Source organism: Streptomyces sp. NPDC020875 (genome assembly GCF_040641415.1).
In the GTDB taxonomy this organism is placed as follows: domain Bacteria; phylum Actinomycetota; class Actinomycetes; order Streptomycetales; family Streptomycetaceae; genus Streptomyces.
This window is the reverse complement of sequence record NZ_JBFADP010000074.1, coordinates 15336-32022: the sequence shown is the minus strand read 5'-3', so window position 1 is coordinate 32022 and position 16687 is coordinate 15336. Positions and strand designations below refer to the sequence as shown.

General features: G+C 71.7%; 15 protein-coding genes and 1 pseudogene. 7 read left to right on the top strand and 9 right to left on the bottom strand.

What is annotated here, in order from left to right; genetic code table 11:
• Nucleotides 1-139: 139 nt before the first annotated feature.
• Nucleotides 140-580, bottom strand: a complete 441-nt coding sequence (locus AB0G74_RS30965) for a hypothetical protein (protein ID WP_361153007.1) — start codon at nucleotides 578-580, stop codon at nucleotides 140-142.
• Between the two features lie 347 nt (nucleotides 581-927).
• Between AB0G74_RS30965 and AB0G74_RS30960 the strand changes: the two genes are divergently transcribed.
• The gene (locus AB0G74_RS30960; protein WP_361153005.1) at nucleotides 928-2226 is read left to right on the top strand and encodes an MFS transporter; all 1299 of its coding nucleotides are present in this window, start codon (nucleotides 928-930) and stop codon (nucleotides 2224-2226) included.
• Between the two features lie 200 nt (nucleotides 2227-2426).
• Here the strand turns inward: AB0G74_RS30960 and AB0G74_RS30955 are convergent.
• Nucleotides 2427-3005: pseudogene (locus AB0G74_RS30955) on the bottom strand (ABATE domain-containing protein); the annotation flags it as partial.
• Between the two features lie 87 nt (nucleotides 3006-3092).
• Between AB0G74_RS30955 and AB0G74_RS30950 the strand changes: the two are divergent.
• A complete protein-coding gene (locus tag AB0G74_RS30950; RefSeq protein WP_361153002.1) occupies nucleotides 3093-3920 on the top strand; it encodes an MBL fold metallo-hydrolase in 828 nt (275 codons plus the stop codon).
• Between the two features lie 102 nt (nucleotides 3921-4022).
• Here AB0G74_RS30950 and AB0G74_RS30945 read toward each other — a convergent pair whose 3' ends face one another.
• A complete protein-coding gene (locus tag AB0G74_RS30945; RefSeq protein ID WP_361152999.1) occupies nucleotides 4023-4628 on the bottom strand; it encodes a TetR/AcrR family transcriptional regulator in 606 nt (201 codons plus the stop codon).
• A 93-nt stretch (nucleotides 4629-4721) separates the two neighbouring features.
• Here AB0G74_RS30945 and AB0G74_RS30940 point away from each other — a divergent pair, with 93 nt between their 5' ends.
• Nucleotides 4722-5708 (top strand): LLM class oxidoreductase, encoded by a 987-nt coding sequence (locus AB0G74_RS30940; RefSeq protein WP_361152997.1) that lies wholly within the window; start codon nucleotides 4722-4724, stop codon nucleotides 5706-5708.
• Nucleotides 5702-6292 (top strand): flavin reductase family protein, encoded by a 591-nt coding sequence (locus tag AB0G74_RS30935; RefSeq protein WP_361152994.1) that lies wholly within the window; start codon nucleotides 5702-5704, stop codon nucleotides 6290-6292. Before AB0G74_RS30940 ends, AB0G74_RS30935 begins: the two co-directional genes overlap by 7 nt.
• Before the next feature lie 74 nt (nucleotides 6293-6366).
• On the opposite strand, the gene AB0G74_RS30930 is transcribed toward AB0G74_RS30935, so the two are convergent.
• The 3 genes from AB0G74_RS30930 to AB0G74_RS30920 form a co-directional block, all read right to left on the bottom strand.
• A complete protein-coding gene (locus tag AB0G74_RS30930) occupies nucleotides 6367-7344 on the bottom strand; it encodes an alpha/beta hydrolase (RefSeq protein WP_361152991.1) in 978 nt (325 codons plus the stop codon).
• A gap of 239 nt (nucleotides 7345-7583) precedes the next feature.
• Nucleotides 7584-9002, bottom strand: coding sequence for a sulfatase-like hydrolase/transferase (locus AB0G74_RS30925; RefSeq protein ID WP_361152988.1), 1419 nt, complete (start codon nucleotides 9000-9002; stop codon nucleotides 7584-7586).
• A gap of 166 nt (nucleotides 9003-9168) precedes the next feature.
• Nucleotides 9169-9261 (bottom strand): putative leader peptide, encoded by a 93-nt coding sequence (locus AB0G74_RS30920; protein ID WP_361152985.1) that lies wholly within the window; start codon nucleotides 9259-9261, stop codon nucleotides 9169-9171.
• A gap of 279 nt (nucleotides 9262-9540) precedes the next feature.
• On the opposite strand from AB0G74_RS30920, the gene AB0G74_RS30915 reads away from it, so the two are divergent.
• Complete coding sequence (locus tag AB0G74_RS30915) at nucleotides 9541-10455, top strand: glycoside hydrolase family 19 protein (RefSeq protein ID WP_361152982.1); 915 nt, start codon at nucleotides 9541-9543, stop codon at nucleotides 10453-10455.
• 260 nt (nucleotides 10456-10715) lie between these two features.
• Here AB0G74_RS30915 and AB0G74_RS30910 read toward each other — a convergent pair whose 3' ends face one another.
• A complete protein-coding gene (locus AB0G74_RS30910) occupies nucleotides 10716-11429 on the bottom strand; it encodes a hypothetical protein (RefSeq protein ID WP_361152980.1) in 714 nt (237 codons plus the stop codon).
• 206 nt (nucleotides 11430-11635) lie between these two features.
• Between AB0G74_RS30910 and AB0G74_RS30905 the strand changes: the two genes are divergently transcribed.
• The gene (locus AB0G74_RS30905; RefSeq protein WP_361152977.1) at nucleotides 11636-12871 is read left to right on the top strand and encodes a hypothetical protein; all 1236 of its coding nucleotides are present in this window, start codon (nucleotides 11636-11638) and stop codon (nucleotides 12869-12871) included.
• Nucleotides 12872-12951: 80 nt separating this feature from the next.
• Here the strand turns inward: AB0G74_RS30905 and AB0G74_RS30900 are convergent, their stop codons facing one another.
• Nucleotides 12952-14373: a YncE family protein gene (locus AB0G74_RS30900; protein ID WP_361152974.1), complete on the bottom strand. Its 1422-nt coding sequence runs from the start codon at nucleotides 14371-14373 to the stop codon at nucleotides 12952-12954.
• Between the two features lie 480 nt (nucleotides 14374-14853).
• On the opposite strand from AB0G74_RS30900, the gene AB0G74_RS30895 reads away from it, so the two are divergent.
• Complete coding sequence (locus AB0G74_RS30895; protein ID WP_361152971.1) at nucleotides 14854-15567, top strand: hypothetical protein; 714 nt, start codon at nucleotides 14854-14856, stop codon at nucleotides 15565-15567.
• A gap of 78 nt (nucleotides 15568-15645) precedes the next feature.
• On the opposite strand, the gene AB0G74_RS30890 is transcribed toward AB0G74_RS30895, so the two are convergent.
• A complete protein-coding gene (locus tag AB0G74_RS30890) occupies nucleotides 15646-16635 on the bottom strand; it encodes a helix-turn-helix transcriptional regulator (protein WP_361152968.1) in 990 nt (329 codons plus the stop codon).
• Between the last annotated feature and the right edge of the window lie 52 nt (nucleotides 16636-16687).

The following is a 16687-nucleotide window of genomic DNA, read 5'->3' as shown; positions in this document are numbered from 1 at the left end:
GAGTGAGCCGAAGGGGCGCGTCGTGTTCTGGAAGGAGAACGCGCGCAGGCCGCGAGGTACGAGCGGCCGAGCACGATCGACTGAAGAACACGGCTTGAGCGCCCCGGAGGCGAACCGAGCCCCAAGAGACGGTCCCCGGTCAGCGGCGGCCGGTGGCCAGGAAGACCAGGAACTGGCCGCCGCCCGCCTCGACACCTGCGGTCACCGGCAGCCCCGGGACCAGTCGGGAGAAGCGGTCCGCCAGCCAGTCCGCCGCGTCCTGGGCGTCCTGCCTGCTCGGGCAACGGCCCACCAGCTCGCGGCCACCCTTGCGCTCCAGCCTCGCGGCGACGGCGATCAGCGGCGCGGGTTCGACCACGTACAGGTGGTCCGGCCAGTCGATGACCACCTTGACCGCTCCCTTGCGGGAGTTGCATCCGCGGTGCGCGAGTCGCTCGGCGACCTTGGCCTTCCGGTCGGCGGTCCGGCTGTCGACGCTCGGACCCAGCGGGTCGTTCACCGACTTGTCGGGGTCGACCGGCTCGTCACATACCCAGCACCGCCAGTTGTCGCGTTCGGCCACATCATCGAGAAGACTCATCCGGGCAAACTACCTGCCCGGCCGACGTCCCGCGCACCGGGGCCCGCCGCCCGCCGCGACGGCCGGGTTCGTATCCCGTAGCGGCGGGCGGCGCGGACCGGTCGGCCGGGGTACGCCGCGACGATGCGGGAGAACTCGTACTCCCACTCCGCGCGAACGCCACCAACTGCCGCGCGTCGGCCCGGCCGTGGCTCTGGTGGTCGCCGTTCTCGCCGATCATCGGTGTGATGCCTGGCGCCGCCCTCCGGGGCCGGCCGCGACACCGGCCGTACGGCTTCCCCCGGTGGATGCGATATACCTACCCTGCAATACCCTGTCGGGGTATATGGCCTGGGAGGAAGGTGCCCGTGGGACTGTTCGCGCTGCGAGATTTCCGCCGTCTGTTCAGTGCGCAGATCATCGCGCTGTTCGGTACGGGGCTGGCGACCGTCGCACTGGGGCTGCTCGCCTACGAGCTCGCGGGCCCGAGCGCGGGCGCGGTGCTCGCCACCGCCCTGACGATCAAGATGGTGCTGTACGTCGTCATCGCGCCGCTGGCCGCGGCGTATGTCGACCGTCTGCCGAGGCGGAAGCTGCTCACCGTCCTCGACCTGGTCCGGGCCGTGGTCGTGGTCGCGCTGCCGTTCGTCACCGAGATCTGGCAGATCTATGTACTGATCGGCCTGCTCCAAGCCTCGTCGGCGGCGTTCACGCCGACCTTCCAGGCGGTGATCCCCGATATCGTCACCGACGAGGCCGACTTCACCCGCGCGCTGTCGGCCTCTCAGGTCGCGTACACCATGGAGAGCCTGCTGAGCCCGGTCCTCGCGGCCGTGGCGCTGTCCTTCATGAACTTCGACTGGCTCTTCGCCGGCACATCCGCCGGGTTCGCCGTCTCCGCCCTGCTCGTGCTGTCGACCCGGATCCCCGACGCCCGGCCCAGCGAGCACACCCGGGCGTGGGACCGTGTCGCTTCGGGGATCCGGACCTTCGCCACCACGCCGAGGCTGCGCGGCATCCTGGCGCTGAACCTGGTGGTCGCCGCCGCGGGTTCGATCGTCGTGGTCAACACCGTGAACTACGTCCGCGACGAACTCGGCGGAACCCAGACGGATGTCGCCTGGATGCTCGCCGCGTCCGGCGGCGGCACCCTCCTGGTCGCGCTTCTGCTGCCCCGCGTACTCGACCGGATCCGTGAGCGTACGGTGATGATGACCGGCGCCGCGGTCCTGACGACGGGCGTCGCCGCCGCCGTCGCGATCAGCGCGTCGGGCCTCACCACTTGGGCGGGCACGGCGGCCGTCTGGGCCGTCATCGGCGGCGGGATGGCCCTGATCGTCACACCGACGGGTCGGGTGCTGCGCCGTTCGGCCGAGCCGAACAGACTGCCGGGGGTCTTCGCCGCCCAGTTCTCGCTCTCCCATCTGGCGTGGCTGGTCACCTATCCCGTCGCCGGCTGGCTCGCCACGGAATCGGGTTTCACCCTCACCTGGGTGGTCCTCGCCGTCCTCGCCGCGCTGGGCGCCGTCGCCGCACTGGCGCTGTGGCCGCGCGAGGAGAGGGCCGAGGCGGCCGAAGCCATCTCCGACGTCACGGTCCGGGAGGAGACCGAGGCGGCACAGGGCACCCTCGCGGTCTGCCAGTGCACCTGCGTACAGACCGTGTGAACCCGGGGGCGGCTCCGCCCCGGCGCTTCCGGGTACCGGCGGAAACGTGAGCCCTCGCCCGCGACGATTCCGCCCCGGTGCTGTCGCGGCTACTCGGCGCTCCGCTCGTCCCGCCCGGCGCCGCCCTCATCACGATCCCGGCCGGGGCCCTGCCCGCCGGGGTCTTCGGGCCGGGCCTCGGAGTCGTCGCCCCGGCTGTTGCGGCGAGCGTAGGCGCGGGCCGCGCGGACCCGGTCGCCGCAGCGTGTGGAACACCAGTGGCGGCGACCGCGGCGGAGGAGATAGCGGTTGCAGGGAGGCGAGCCGCAGGCGGTGAGACGGTCGGCCTCGGGGGAGGTGAGGAGGTCGGCGGCGTCGGCCGCGAGGGTGGCCAGGGCGTGTTCGACGATCGCCGTAGTGGGGTGGGGCGGGGTCCGGTAGGGGCCCTTCTCGGCATCCCAGCGGAGCAGCGGGACGGTGGGGACACGGGTCATCGCGTCATTGACCGCCGCGACCGCCGCCGAGTGGGCGGGAAGTCCGGCGCAGCGGGCGGAGAACAGCGATCTGACGTTCTCCCTCAGGGTCCGCAACAGTCCGGCGCACATCTCCTGCATACCGGAGTCGACCGGGGCGAGGCCGCGTTCCGTCAGCCACCGATTCGCCCGGGCCGGATCGCCGAGCAGGTCGGCCGTCAGCCCGCCGGGGAGGGTGACGGCGCTGTTGGCCAGGGCGAGGGAGAGGTGCTCCTCCTCGCCGTGGGCCGGTGGCGGGACGGACCGGTCGGTCGCGGACTCTTCCATGGTGCTCATGTTAAGCGTTGCTCGTATCCGTGAGACACGTCTAGGATCGCCTCACGTTTGAAGCCATCGACATCCGTGAGGTTTTCCATGTCTTCCTCTGCCCTCTCCGCCTCGGCGGCGCCCCGCTCGTTCCCCGTACGGGCCCTCGGCGGCCCGACGGCCCTGTTCGAGTACGGGGGTCTGCGGTTTCTGACCGATCCGACCTTCGACGGACCCGGCGAGTACGGCCGTCCCGGACGCCCGGTCCTGACCAAGACCACCCGCTCCGGCAGCACCGCCGAGGAGGTCGGGGCCGTCGACATCGTGCTGCTCTCCCACGACGAACACGAGGACAACCTCGATATCTCCGGCCGCGCTCTGCTCGCGCACGCGGGCCTCACCCTGACCACCTCCAGTGGCGCCGAGCGCCTCGGCGCGGCGCTGGCCGGGAAGGTGCGGGGCCTGGGTGACTGGGAGGCCGTGGACCTGCCGCGCCCCGACGGAGGCACCGTCACCGTCACGGGGGTCCCCGCTGTCCACGGCCCCGGCTCCCGCGCGGAGGTCGAACCCGTCCTGGGGCAGGTCGTGGGCTTCGTCCTGACCGGAGAGGGGCTGCCCACCGTCTACGTCAGCGGCGACAACGCCTCTCTCGACGCCGTCCGCGACATCGCGGCCCGCCACCCGCGCGTGGACACCGCACTGCTCTTCGCGGGCGCTCCCCGCTTCCCCGTGATCTTCGGGAACCGGCCGATCGTCCTGGACAGCCCCCAGGCCGCGGAGGCGGCCCGTATCCTCGACGCCCGCCGCGTCGTGCCGCTCCACTACGAGGGCTGGGCGCATTTCACCGAAGGGCGCGCCGAACTGATAGACGCGTTCGCCGCCACCGGACTCGCCGACCGCCTGGACTGGGGCGGAGCGGGCCCGGAGGCCGTTTGATCCGTGTATCGCCCCGGGGCGCGACGGCCACGGCGGCGGTGGCCCGCCCCTGGTGCCGCGTCGCTTCGTCGCCCCGGTGACGGCTGGTCGGTCCTTCCCCGGTCAGGTCCGGGGTGCCGCCCTCACGAGCTGGGCGAGGTGGACGGCCGCGTCGCGAAGGGGGGTGTCGTCCGCGGTGACCCGGCTCAGCAGTTCGGCGCCCTCCAGCATGCTGATGACCGCTCCGGCGAGAGTGTGGGCGGCGGCCGGTGTGATACCGCCTTCTGTCAGCCTGGCCGCGACGAGGGACCGCCATTCGGTGAGGGCCCGGGTCGCGGCCTCCTGGAGGCCCGGAACGCGGCCGATGGTCTCGAGCGCGGTGACCGCCACCGGGCAGCCGTCGCTCCAGTCCGACCGCTTGAGGTCCTCGGCCAGCAGCAGGGCGCAGGCGGCGGCGGCCTCGGCCGGATCGGGGTCCGACGCGAGGCCCTCGGCGAGCAACTCGCCGAACTCGCGCGCGCCGTGCCGCATCGCCTCGATGGCGAGCTCCTGCTTGCCGCCGGGGAAGAAGTGGTAGACGGAGCTGGGGGACGCCTGCGCGGCGCCGGCGATCCGTTTGACCGAGGTGCTCTCGTACCCCTGCCGCTGCAGCAGGGCGGCCGTGGCCCGGATGATCCGGTGGCGGGTGTCGCTGTCGGACGAGCGGTCGCGCGATGTGGTGGCTGCCATGGCCCCGAGTCTACTGGTTGGAACGTTCGATCCAGACTGCCGTATGCTCTGGATCGAACGTTCCAACCAGAGTCATGGGCGGTATCGAATCCGATGAGCACAACAGCAGCGGCCTCCTCGTGGGAGAGCCATTCCGGGTACACCCGCATGTTCGCGCCGGGGGAGCTGACCGTGGGGCTGTTCCTGCCCCTGTGGCCGTACGCGGGAGAGATGGCGGGAATGCGCGGCCAGACCGAGGTCGTCCGGCAGGCCGAGCGCGGCGGGTTCGCCACCGCCTGGGTACGGGACGTCCCCCTGGCCGACCCCGCCTTCGGCGACGTGGGGCAGGTGTACGACCCGTGGACGGCTCTGACCTGGCTCGCGGCGCACACCAGCCGGATCACCCTGGCGTCCGGCAGTGTGATCCTCCCGCTGCGCAACCCCATGGACCTGGCCAAGCAGGCGGCGTCCGTCGATCAGCTCAGCGGAGGTCGGCTCGTGCTCGGTGTGGCGTCGGGCGACCGCCCGGTGGAGTTCCCCGCCTACGGGGTCGACCACGGTACGCGCGGCGCCCGGTACCGGGAGGTGCTCGAAGCCTTCCGCGAGCTGCTGGGGGAGGATCGGCCCGGCGCCCCGGCCCTGCTGCCGAAGCCGGTGTACGGCCGGATTCCCCTTCTGGTCACCGGTTCGTCCCAGCAGTCCCCGCTCTGGATCGCCGAACACGCCGACGGCCGGCTGGTCTATCCCGGGGCCACCGCGACCTCCGACGGCCCCCGGGACCTCGGTGACCGGATCGGAGCGTGGCGGGACCTGATCCCCGGTGGGGAGTTCCGCCCGGTCGCGACCAATGAATGGATCGACCTGGCCGAGGACCCGGGCCACCCGCCGACTCCGCTGCGCGGCGGCTTCGTCCTCCGCACGGGCACGGAAGGGCTGCGCGAGCTGCTCGGCCGCTGGCGGGACGCCGGGGTCAACCATGCCGCCCTCGGGGTGCAGCACGGCAGGCGTCCCGCGGCCGAGGTGGTGGCGCAGCTCGCCGAGGAGATCGTGCCGCACTTCCCGGCCCTGGCGTCCCCGGAGCCCCGGGGCTCCGCGTGGTGACCACGGCCCCGCCCCCGGCGGCCGGTGACCCCGGCGACGGCGAGCGGTCCGATGAGTTCCGCGAGGCCATGCGCCTCTGGGCGACGGGTGTCGCCGTCGTCACCACACAGAGCGACCAGGGACCGCACGGTATGACGGTCAACTCCCTGCTGTCGGTCTCACTCGACCCGCCCACCCTGCTGATCTCGCTGAAGCGGGGCAGCCGCACCGAGGACTTCATCCGGCGGACCGGCTCCTTCACCGTCAACGTCCTCGCCGCCGGACAGCAGTCGGTCGCCGACCGTTTCGCCCGGCGCCGAGTCCTCGGCGCCGGGGAGTTCGCCGGGATGCGTCACCGGCCGTCCGCCGACGGCGGCGGGCCGGAACTGGAAGGAAGCGCCGTCGTCCTGGCCTGTCGCGCGATCCGGTGCGTCGCGGTCGCCGATCACACGCTGATCGTCGCCACCGCGTCCGTCGTCCGCCGGTCGCCCGGCCCTGAGTCCCGTGGACCACTCCTCTACGTGGACCGGGGCTATCGCGGGTTCGCCGAACTGGAGGTCCACGCCGGGAGCGGTCACCCCTCCCGTCGGACCGCCCGGGGCTGACCGTGGCCCCGGCCGAGCGGCCGGGCCCGTCGAGCCGTCCCGCGGCGGCTCGACGCCCGGCGGCCCGGAGTGCCTCAGACGGTACGCACCGGATCGTGGGACGGCCCTCGGCCGGCGTCCTGCCGTGCCAGCCAGTTCAGGATCGCCCGGTTCGTTTCCTCCGGCCTCTCCTGCTGGATCCAGTGGCCGGAATCCAGCTCGACCACTTCCACCCTGGGTACGAACTCCGCCACCTTCCCGGACTTCGCCACCGCGTCCCGTTCGCCGTAGATCATGAGTGTGGGCTGCCGGACGATGGGGTCCGCATTCGCCAGCAAGTGCCAGTTGCGGTCGAGGTTCCGGTACCAGTTCACACTTCCCGTGAACCCCGAAGTCTCGAAGGCGGAGACAAAGACGGCCAGTTCGTCATCGCTCATCAGGGGCTCGCCGAGTGGTGTCTCGGCTCGGGCGAGATCGATCAGCGCCATACCCGGCCGAAATTCCTGCGGGGGCTGGTTCTTCCGGTACATATTGCGAAGGAACCGGGAGGTGTTCTCCTCGAATACGGCGTCCGCGACCCCCGGCCGCCGATTGAAGTGGACGAAGTAGAAGTCGCCGCCGAACACGGCCTCCATCGACTCGATCCAGGGCCGCTCGCCGCGCTCCTGGTACGGCAGGCTGAGGTTGATCACCTTGTTCACCCGGCCGGGGTGCAGCAGCGCCAGCCCCCAGACGACCATCGCGCCCCAGTCATGACCGACGAAGGTGGCGTCCTGGTAGCCGTAGTGATCGAGTAGTGCCACAAGGTCACCCGTAAGGTGCTCGATGTCGTACTCCGTCACGTCCGCCGGACGGGACGAGTTGGCGTAACCCCGCTGATTCGGGACGATGACGTGATAGCCCGCAGCCGCCAGGGCGGGCATCTGGTGACGCCAGGAAAAGGCGTGCTCCGGCCAGCCGTGACAGAGCACGATGGGCTTCCCGGAGTCCCGCGGACCCGCTTCGAAGACTTCGAGTTCCACACCGTTGACGGGAACGATGACGGGCTCGGGAAAATCGGCTGGACGGAACATGGAACTGCCTTTCTGGCTTTTCGGGGTGAACGGGCGATAAGAGTTCCCGCGGACGGTGTCGGTACACCCTGAAAAGCCGGGGCCGATACGGTCGCAGGTCATGGCCTCGTCGGTAAGGCCATAACGTCATCCTGCGACCGAATCCGGTCAGCCCATGACCTGTTTGCCGGAAAAGCGCGCCGGTGTGCGACCGGGCCGGACAGTGGCCGTCCGGCCGGGCCTCGTGGCGCGAGGACCGCCTATCCGGGGTACGGCAGCAGCTCCCGGTCTATCCGTTCCCACGCGGCCCTCAGTTCCGTCAGCAGTCCGGGCCGCGCGGCGGACTGGTCGGCCTGTTCACGGATGTCCTCCGACAGCCGGTGGAGACGGTCCCTGCCGTCCTTGCCCCGGTAGTACTTCCACTCGCCCCGCCGCAGCGCCCGTTCCCCCCGGACCCGCCAGAACAGATCGCGCTCGGGCACTTCGTCGCCGCGCAGCAGATAGCCGGCCAGGCTGACTCCGTCCAGGGGGTACGCGGGATGGGGCCGGGCCCCGCCCAGCTCCAGGAGCGTCGCCGTCCAGTCGGGGGAGTACACCGGAACCCGGCTGACCTGACGTCCCTCGATCCGCGCGGGCCAGCGCAGGATCGACGGCACCCGGATGCCGCCGTCCAGCAGCGACCCCTTGTTGCCGCTGAGCGGCCAGTTGTACGAGAACCGCTCACCGCCGTTGTCGCTGGCGAAGAACACCAGGGTGTCCTCCTCCTGCCCGGACCGCTTCAGGGCCGTGAGCACCGCGCCCACCGAGCGGTCGAGGTCCTCGACCATCTGCCGGTACTTCGCGAGCGAGCCCCCGTCCTGGTGCCTCAGTGCCCGCCGGTCGCCGGACCTGATCCGGCGGACGATCTCGGCGCTGGTCTCCTCGTCGCCGTCGGCGATCCACGGCCAGTGCGGAGTGGTGAAGTTGAGGTTGAGCAGCCACGGGGCGCGCCCGTGGTCGCGGCTGACGTACTCGACGGCCCGTTCGGTCAGGACGCGGGTGTAGTAGCGCAGGTCGCGGTATTCGGCGTCGCCCTCGTAGAGGTCGTACTCGCCGCCGGAGCTGAGCTTGGAGTAGTACTCCAGCGCCCCGCCGAAATTGCCGAAGAACTCCTCCCACCCGGACCGGGTGGGGCTGTGGTCGGGCAGATAGCCGCAGTGCCACTTGCCGATCAGCGCCGTCCGGTACCCGGTGTCCCGCAGCAGGGAGGCGAGGGTGGGATGGGTGGGGTCGAGCCCCGCCGACCGGTCCGCGATCGGCTCGGCGAGCCCGCCCCGGGTACGGCCCGGATAGCGGCCGGTGTAGAGACTGAACCGGGTGGGCGAGCAGGTCGCGGAGCCGCTGTACGCGTCGGTGAACCGCACGCCCTGGCGGGCGAGCCGGTCCAGATGGGGGGTACGGATCTCCGGGGCGCCGTAGGAGGACAGATCGGCCCAGCCCAGGTCGTCGCCCAGAATGAACAGCACATTGGGGCGGCGGGAGCCCCGGCCGCGAGTGCGGGCGGCCCGGAACGGGCGCTCGCCGGGAGGGGCTCCGCCGCTGTCGGCGGCGGCGGCAGCGGGCAGCCCGAGGGCTGTCACGGCACCGGCGGCGGTACCGGCGAAGGCACGCCGGGACAGGGAAGAGTCGAAAGAGGTCACAGAGGTGCTCCAGGACAGGAGTACGGGCCGCGCGGACGTAGGGCATCGCACGGAGAGGGAAGTCGGGAACCGGAACCCGGGTCCGCCGAGGTCATGGGAAGAGATGCTTCCGGACGCGTCCGCTCAACCGTCGGAATGACGGGGCGTCAGCATGCGGCGGGGCGGGTCAGGCGCGGCGACAGATGGCGCTCGCGACACGGACCAAGTCGACGTGGCGGCGCTCCACAAGACGGACCCGCAGGTCACCCGGTGGCTGCATGCCTCCAGACCCTTCCCGATGCTTCCCCTCCTGTCAACGGCCCGCCCGCGCCTCGGACCCCCGTGACGACCGGCTCCGGCCCCGCGTTTCCGGTGGGCGCCAACGGGCCCTGAAATAAAGCTCGTTGTTTCGAAAATGGCATTGGTCTATACCTTGACCGGCGCCCATTCGAAGCGCTTGGGTGTGCTTGATCACCCCCCGACATGGTGTGTCTGGTCGCCCCGGTCTCCGGCCGGGGCTGTCAGGCATGTCCGAAAGTGCATGAAAGGTCATTGGACCGTGCTCAAGACCCGAATGAAGAGCCTGATGGCCGCCGTGCTGGCGGCGGGCTCGCTGCTGGCGACGGCTCTCGTCCCGACCGCCACCGCGGCCTCCGGCTCCGCCGCCCCGGTGGACGAGTGCGCCGTAGCCCCCGCCTGGGCCGCCGGGCAGAACTACCGCGTGGGCGACATCGTCAAGTACAACGACGGCAGCGTCTACATCGCCGAGCGGGCCAACCCCGGGTACAACCCGGTGGTCAGCACCTACTACTGGGACCCGTACACCTGTGGCACGGGCGGCAACCCCGACCCGAACAGCTTCGTGGTGAGCGAGGCGCAGTTCAACCAGATGTTCCCGAACCGGAACCCGTTCTACACGTACAAGGGCCTCACCGACGCCATGAAGGCGTTCCCGGGGTTCGCCCACACCGGCACGGACACGATGCGCAAGCAGGAGGCCGCGGCCTTCCTCGCCAACATCAGCCATGAGACCGGTGGGCTGTTCTACATCAAGGAGATCGACGAGCGGAACTACCCGCTCTACTGCGACCGCAGCCAGCCCTACGGCTGCCCCGCGGGCCAGGCCAAGTACTACGGCCGCGGCCCGATCATGCTGAGCTGGAACTTCAACTACAAGACCGTGGGCGACTGGCTGGGCATCGACCTGCTCAACAACCCCGACCTGGTCGAGACGGACCCGGCCGTCGCCATGATGACGGCGCTCTGGTACTGGAACACCCAGGACGGCCCCGGCCCGGTGACCGCCCATGACGCCATGATCAGCGGCGCCGGCTTCGGCCAGACCATCCGTGCCATCAACGGCGCGCTCGAATGCGACGGCGGCCACCCCGCCCAGGTCCAGAGCCGGGTCAACCGCTACAAGAACTTCACCCAGATCCTGGGTGTGCCGACCGGCACCAACCTCTCCTGCTGATCCTGGAGAGCGCTGAGCGGGTCATGCGCTAGTAGGTCGTACGGCCGCTCCCGCCCCCGCCCGTCGTCCGCCCGCATCGGGTCGGCCGGTCCGGGCGGGCGGCGGGTGCTGTCGTTCACGGGGCCGGTCCGGGCGGGGCGAGCGGACGAGGCCGGCTCGCGCGGCGGCACCCCGGTCGTCGCGGGGCGGACCGGCGGCGGTGCGGACATGGGGGGATGCGGTGATCTCCCCGGGTTCGGGGCCGTCCGGCCGTCGTGCCGTCACTCGCGTACCCCGGTGGTACGGAGCGGTCGGCCCGCCCGCACCCGCCGCTTCAGCTCGCGGAAGTCGTGGAACCCGTCGATCCAGGTGACAGCCCGGCCGTCGGTGCCGTCGTCGTCGATGTGGTGGTCTTCGTCCACCCGCAGCAGATCGCGGTCGAAGTGGTCCAGCATCCGCGGGTCGTCCAGCTCGATCACCGCCGGTGGGACGGCTATTTCTAGGCGCGGTCGGCCGATCACCGCGTCGGCGCCGAGCGCGCCGCCGATCGTGAAGTGATGCTCCTCGCCGTAGAAGAGCCGGGCGCTGACATCGCCGCCGATGCTGGCGGAGCAGTCGTTGTAGTCACCGATGAGACAACCGGTGCTCAGGTCGCCGTGCACCTCCAGCCAGCCGGCGGTCACCACGTCACGGGCCCGCATATCGCCGGTCACCAGCAGAAAGGACTCGGGGTCGTCGCTGTCGGCATACGCGCCGTCCACGACCAGATCGCCGAGCACCATCAGCAGCCCGACGCGCTCCCGTGTCAGATCGAGGTCACCGGATATCCGGAGATCGCCTTCGACCAGCCGGAGATCGCCGATGTGGTCCTCGAACTCGTCGAGCGCCTCGGTCAGCCGCCGGATCTTGTAGCCGTCGCGGAACCGGCCGATCGCCGCGGCGGCCTTGGCCCGAGAGATCTGATTCCGCCGGTAACTGCGCGCAGAGGTAAGCATCGTGACAGCACTGTCCTGGTGTGGTCGGTATCGGATTCGGGGCGGGACGCGTCCACCGGAGTGGTGTACGGCAACGCTAGACCCCGGCACTGACAGTCCGGCCCTGCGCGGGCGACGGAAGAGACCGGGGTGGGGTGCTGTCCCCCCACCGGGTACGGGGGACCGCTCCATGTCCAGGACGGGGGCGGCCGAAGCAAGATCGACACATGAACAGCTCCAGCCGGTACAAGCGTTTAACCGCCCTGCTCCTCGGGGCTCTCGCACTCGGCGCCGCCGCACCCCTGGCCGGACCCGCCCCGGACGCCGAAGCCCGGCCGCACCCCCGGCCCGCGCCGGGCGGGGCCGTGGTGGCCGTCGAGGAGGTGACCCGGGTGAGCGCGGACGAGGTGGCCGAGATCCTGGGCCGCGGCGGAATCGACGCATCCAGGGTCCGCTACGACGTCACCCGGTACCGCGTCCTCTACCGCACCACCGACAGCACGGGCGCCCCCGTCACCGCCAGCCAGCTCGTCGTCCTGCCGCGGAACGGCCAACGGGCCCTGCCCGCCGTCTCCTGGCTGCACGGCACCTCCGTCCACAAGGACGAGGCGGCGTCGGTGAACCCGAACTCAGCCGACCGGCGCGCCGCACTCTTCTTCGCCGCCAGTGGCAGGGCCGTCTCCGCCCCCGACTACGTGGGCCTCGGCAAGGGCGACGGCCTCCACCCCTACGGCGACCCCGCGGCCACCGTGGCCGCCGCCGTCGACGGACTGCGCGCCGCCAGGACCGTCGCCCGCGAGCACGGGAGGGACCTGCGGCCGGACGTCGCGATCAGCGGCTTCTCCCAGGGCGGGCCCGCGACCATGATGGTCGGCCGGGCCCTCGCCGAGGACCGCGCCGACCGCTACTTCCGGCCGGGCGCCCTCGCGCCGGTCGGCGGCCCCTTCGACCTGAGCACCTTCGAAGCCGCCGCCGCGAACGACACCGTCCAGCGGTCCGCGATCTACCTCGCGTACTTCGCCACGGCCTGGGACCGGATCTACGGGCTCTACGACTCGCCCGCCGAGGCGTTCCGAGCCCCCTACGACCAGCGAATCGAGCGGCTCTTCGACGGCCGGCACACCGCGGCCGAGATCCTGCGGGAACTCCCCGCGACCTCGAAGGAACTGTTCACGGCGGAGTTCCTCGACCGGGTCCGTGAGCCCAGCGGCGTACTGAAGGAGCGGCTGCGCCCCCTGGACACCACCTGCGACTGGCGCCCCCGAGTGCCGGTGCGGATCTTCCACGGCAGCCTCGACGAGGACGTTTCCCCCGCGCACGCCGGTCACTGCTCCGGCCAGCTCACGGAGAACGGCGTACGGCATCAGGTGGTCGACGTCGGTCCGTACGGCCACAACACCTCGGTACGGAAGGCCCTGCCGCTCGTGCTCGACCTCTTCGAGCGGAGCGCACGGGCGGAGTAGCGCCGCCCGTGCACCCGGAGGCGAAGCCCCACGGCCCCTCGGCGCCGCGGGGCTTCGCCGGCTGCTGCCGGGCCGGGGCGTCAGCCGCAGCTGACGAGGAGGACGGAGACGACGTTGCAGGTGGCGGACGCGGTGTCGTTGGCCGGGACCGGGTCGGCGGGCGCGGAGGCGGCCCGGACGCCGGTGACCTTGACCTGGCCGAGGGAGAGCAGATGCAGCGGCACCCGGAACGTCTTGCTCACGGCGGCTCCCGAAGCGATCGGGCCGTAGGCGCAGGTGACGGTTCCGGCCGAGGCGGTGCAGCCGGGGGAGAGATGGGTGGCACCGGCGCCGGGTGGCAGGGTCGCGGTGACGGTCGCCGAGGTGGCGGCGTCCGGGCCCAGGCCGCGGGCGGTCAGCGTATAGGTGAGGTAGGGGACCAGGAGGCCCAGGTTCGGCCGGGCCGTGACGTCGATATCGATATCGGCGGCTGCCGCTGCCGCCGGGGTGAACGCCACGGCGTACGGTCCGCCGCCGACGGGGACGGTGGCCGTGACCGTGTTGGTGGCCGTATCGATCACCGACGCGGTTCCGCTGCCGCTGTTGGCGACATAGACCTCGGTACCGTCGGGCGTCACCGCGAGCCCGATCGGGGTGGAGCCCACTCCGACGGTGGCCACGGCCGTACCGGTCGCGGTGTCGATCACCGAGGCGCTGTTTCCGCCGATATTGGTCACATAGAGCCGGGCGCCGTCGGGGGAGAGCGCGGCCCCGAAGGGGGTGTTCCCGACCGGGACGGTCCCGGTGACGGTACGGGTGGCGGTGTCGACCACGGTCACCGCGCCCGCGTTCTGCGAACTGACGTAGAGCCGGGCGCCGTCGGGGCTCACCGCGAGCCCGTTGGGCCGGGAGACGGCGACGGTCCCGGTGACGGTGTTCGTGGCGGCGTCGATCTCGGAGACCGAAGCGGCACCACTGACGTAGACCCGGCCCCCGCCCGGGGCGATCGCGACGCTGTTCGGCTGTCCCCCGACGGGCACGGTCGCGGTGACGGTGTTCGTCGCGGTGTCGATCACCGACACCGACGCGGACAGGAAGTCGGTGACATACGCCCGGCCGCCGCCGGGACTCACGGCGACTCCGAACGGCCCGTCGCCGACGGGTACGGTCGCGGTCACCGTACGGGCGGCGGTGTCGATCACCGACACCGAACCGGAGCCGCGGTTGGTGACATAGGCCCGGCCGCCGTCGGGGGTCACGGCGACCCCGGACGGCCCGTCTCCGACAGGGATGGTCGCGGTCACCGTATCGGTGGCCGTATCCACCACCGACACCTGATCCGAACCGCTGTCGGCGATGAACGCCAGCGGAGCGGCGGCCCGTACCGGAGCGGCGGTCGCCGCCGGAACGGCCACCGTGACGAACCCGGAGCAGACCAGCGCACAGGCGGCCAGCAAAGCGGTCGGCCGACGGCGCGACCCGGCCCGGGTCACCGGACGTAAGGCGGAGCGTGCAGACACCATGACGATGTTCCCCTTCCCTGATCCGCCCCACGACGGCGGGGACCGGCCGGCCCCTCGCAACACCGCGGCGGGGCGGCCACACGGCCACGAACCGCGCCGAAGTGGGCTGCTGCACGGGCCAGGCCCCCGCACGCCCCGGCCCGGTCCGCGACGGTCCGAACAAGCCCGACAACCGACACGGCGCACGACCTCCGCGTCGGCGCGCCCAGCATGGCACCGCCCCGCCGCGCGCCGGGGCGGAATCGGCAACCTCGGTCCGGACCCGGCGGCGGAGCAGGGCGGGCGGGAGGCCCGGAGCGCCGTATGCCGTCGCTCCGGTCCCGGACCGGTCGATTCGCGGAGCGGGGTCCGGAGCTTCAGGGCCGCTGGTGAGGGAGTGACGGGAACGGCCGCGAAGACCGTCCTGTGGAGGGTGAGGTCCGTGGGGAGCGCCCTGGGATGATCCCGGGTACCGATACCACCGGCCCCGGGGGAGTACCGATGTCCATGCATGAGATCGAGGACCTGGTCGCGGACTCGGTACGCGTTCTGGACCGGCATGCCGCCCCGGACGATCCGCACGTCCGGGACCTGTTCGCGGCGCTCTACCGGTTCCAGAACGGTCATGACTGCTCCTTCACCCACTTCCGGGTGATGGAGATCCTGCTGCGCCGCCGGTACACCTACCACTTCGCGGTCGACCGGCACCCCGACTACGCCGAGCGCTCCGGATACTTCGACACCCTCACCGGGTTCACCGGGCTGCGGGACTTCGACGAGGACGCCCCCGGCTTCGCGGGCTACGAGTCCTGGCTGGAGGACGGCTATGCCGAGCCGCCGTACCTCTACTGCGACGCGGGTACCGCGTTGTGGCGGCGGATGGCCGCCGCCGGTGAGCTGACCGGTCCCGACGCCGTCGCGCCGCGGCCGGTCCGACTGATCGAGGCCGTGCTGGCGGTCGCCGTCGCCGCCGAGCGGGAGGGGGACCGCGAACTCGTCGGCATGTGGTACGCGTTCGGCTGCGGGACCCTGCTCGGCGGCCCCGCCGGGCTGCCCTTCGACCGCGCCGAACTCGCGGAGCTGCCCGGCGTACGGGAGCTGCGTGCCGTGGTCCGCCGTACGGGCGCCCTGGCCGCCGCCCGGCGGTCGCCCTGTGCTGTACCGCCGGAGTTCGCCGAGGACGACGAACTCGAAGCATGGTGGTGGGAGCTCTGACGCGACCGGTTCGCCCCGATCGGGGCGCGACCGGGCCGGGCACCGTCCCCGGGGCACTCGGGACGGCGCCCGGAGGCGTCAGATCCAGCCCCGGCGGACCGCCTCGGCCCCCGCCTGGAAGCGGCTGCGGGCGGAGAGTCTGCCGGTCAGATCCGCGTTCATCCGGCGGACCGTGCGCAGGGAGACCCCGAGGCGGCGGGCGATGCTCTCGTCGGTGTGGCCCCGGGAGAGGAGTCGTAGCAGCTCCTTCTCCTGCGGGCTGAGACCGTGCCGGTCGTGGGGCGGGGCGGGGCCGACGGGGTTGGCCCGGGACCAGTACTCCTCGAAGAGCAGCCGGGCGACGGTGACCGCGCCGACGCTGCGCAGTTCCAGCGCCCCGGCCCGGCCGTCCCCGGGGTCGAGCGGGACGAGCGCCACCTCGCGGTCGAAGATCACCATGGGGACCGCCAGGGACGGCAGGGTACGGGCCTCGCCGCCCAGGCCGCCGAGCCAGTTGACGTAGCGGACGGTCTCCGGGGCGTTGCGGAAGCTGTCCTGGTAGATGCTGCGGATCCGGACGCCGCGGGCGAGCGCCCGCTGGTCGAGCGGTCTGCTGTCGGCGATGGCGTCGGGCGGCTGGGCGCCGCCGGGCAGCAGGGAGAGATATTCGAACCGGACCAGTTCGGTGAGTTCGGCGAGACGGATCCGCATCTCGTCCCGGCCTTCCAGCCGTTTGGCGACGTCGTAGCCGCGCGGCAGCCGGGCGGTGCGGCGGGCCGTGAGGGTGGTGACCGCCGCCCTGGCCTCCTCCAGGCCGCGTTGCTGTTTGGCGAGTTCGGCTTCGCGCCGGGAGAGCAGATAGGAGAGGCCGACATCGGGGTCGGTGGCGCGGAAGAGCTGTTCGCCCGCCGCGTGGATCTCCGCCTGATCGAGTAAGCAGAGGTCGGCGAGCCGGTCGAGCGCGGAGCGAACCTCCTGCTCGCTCCGGCCGGCTCTGGTGACGATCTGGTCGAGTCTTAGCTCGGGTTCCTCCAGAAAGAGCCGGTAGACGGCTTCTGTCTGTGGATCGAGGCCGAGTGCGTCAAACAATCGTTCCCCCCAAATCTCCGGTTTTTGCGCACATCATTCCGCTCGGGTGCGC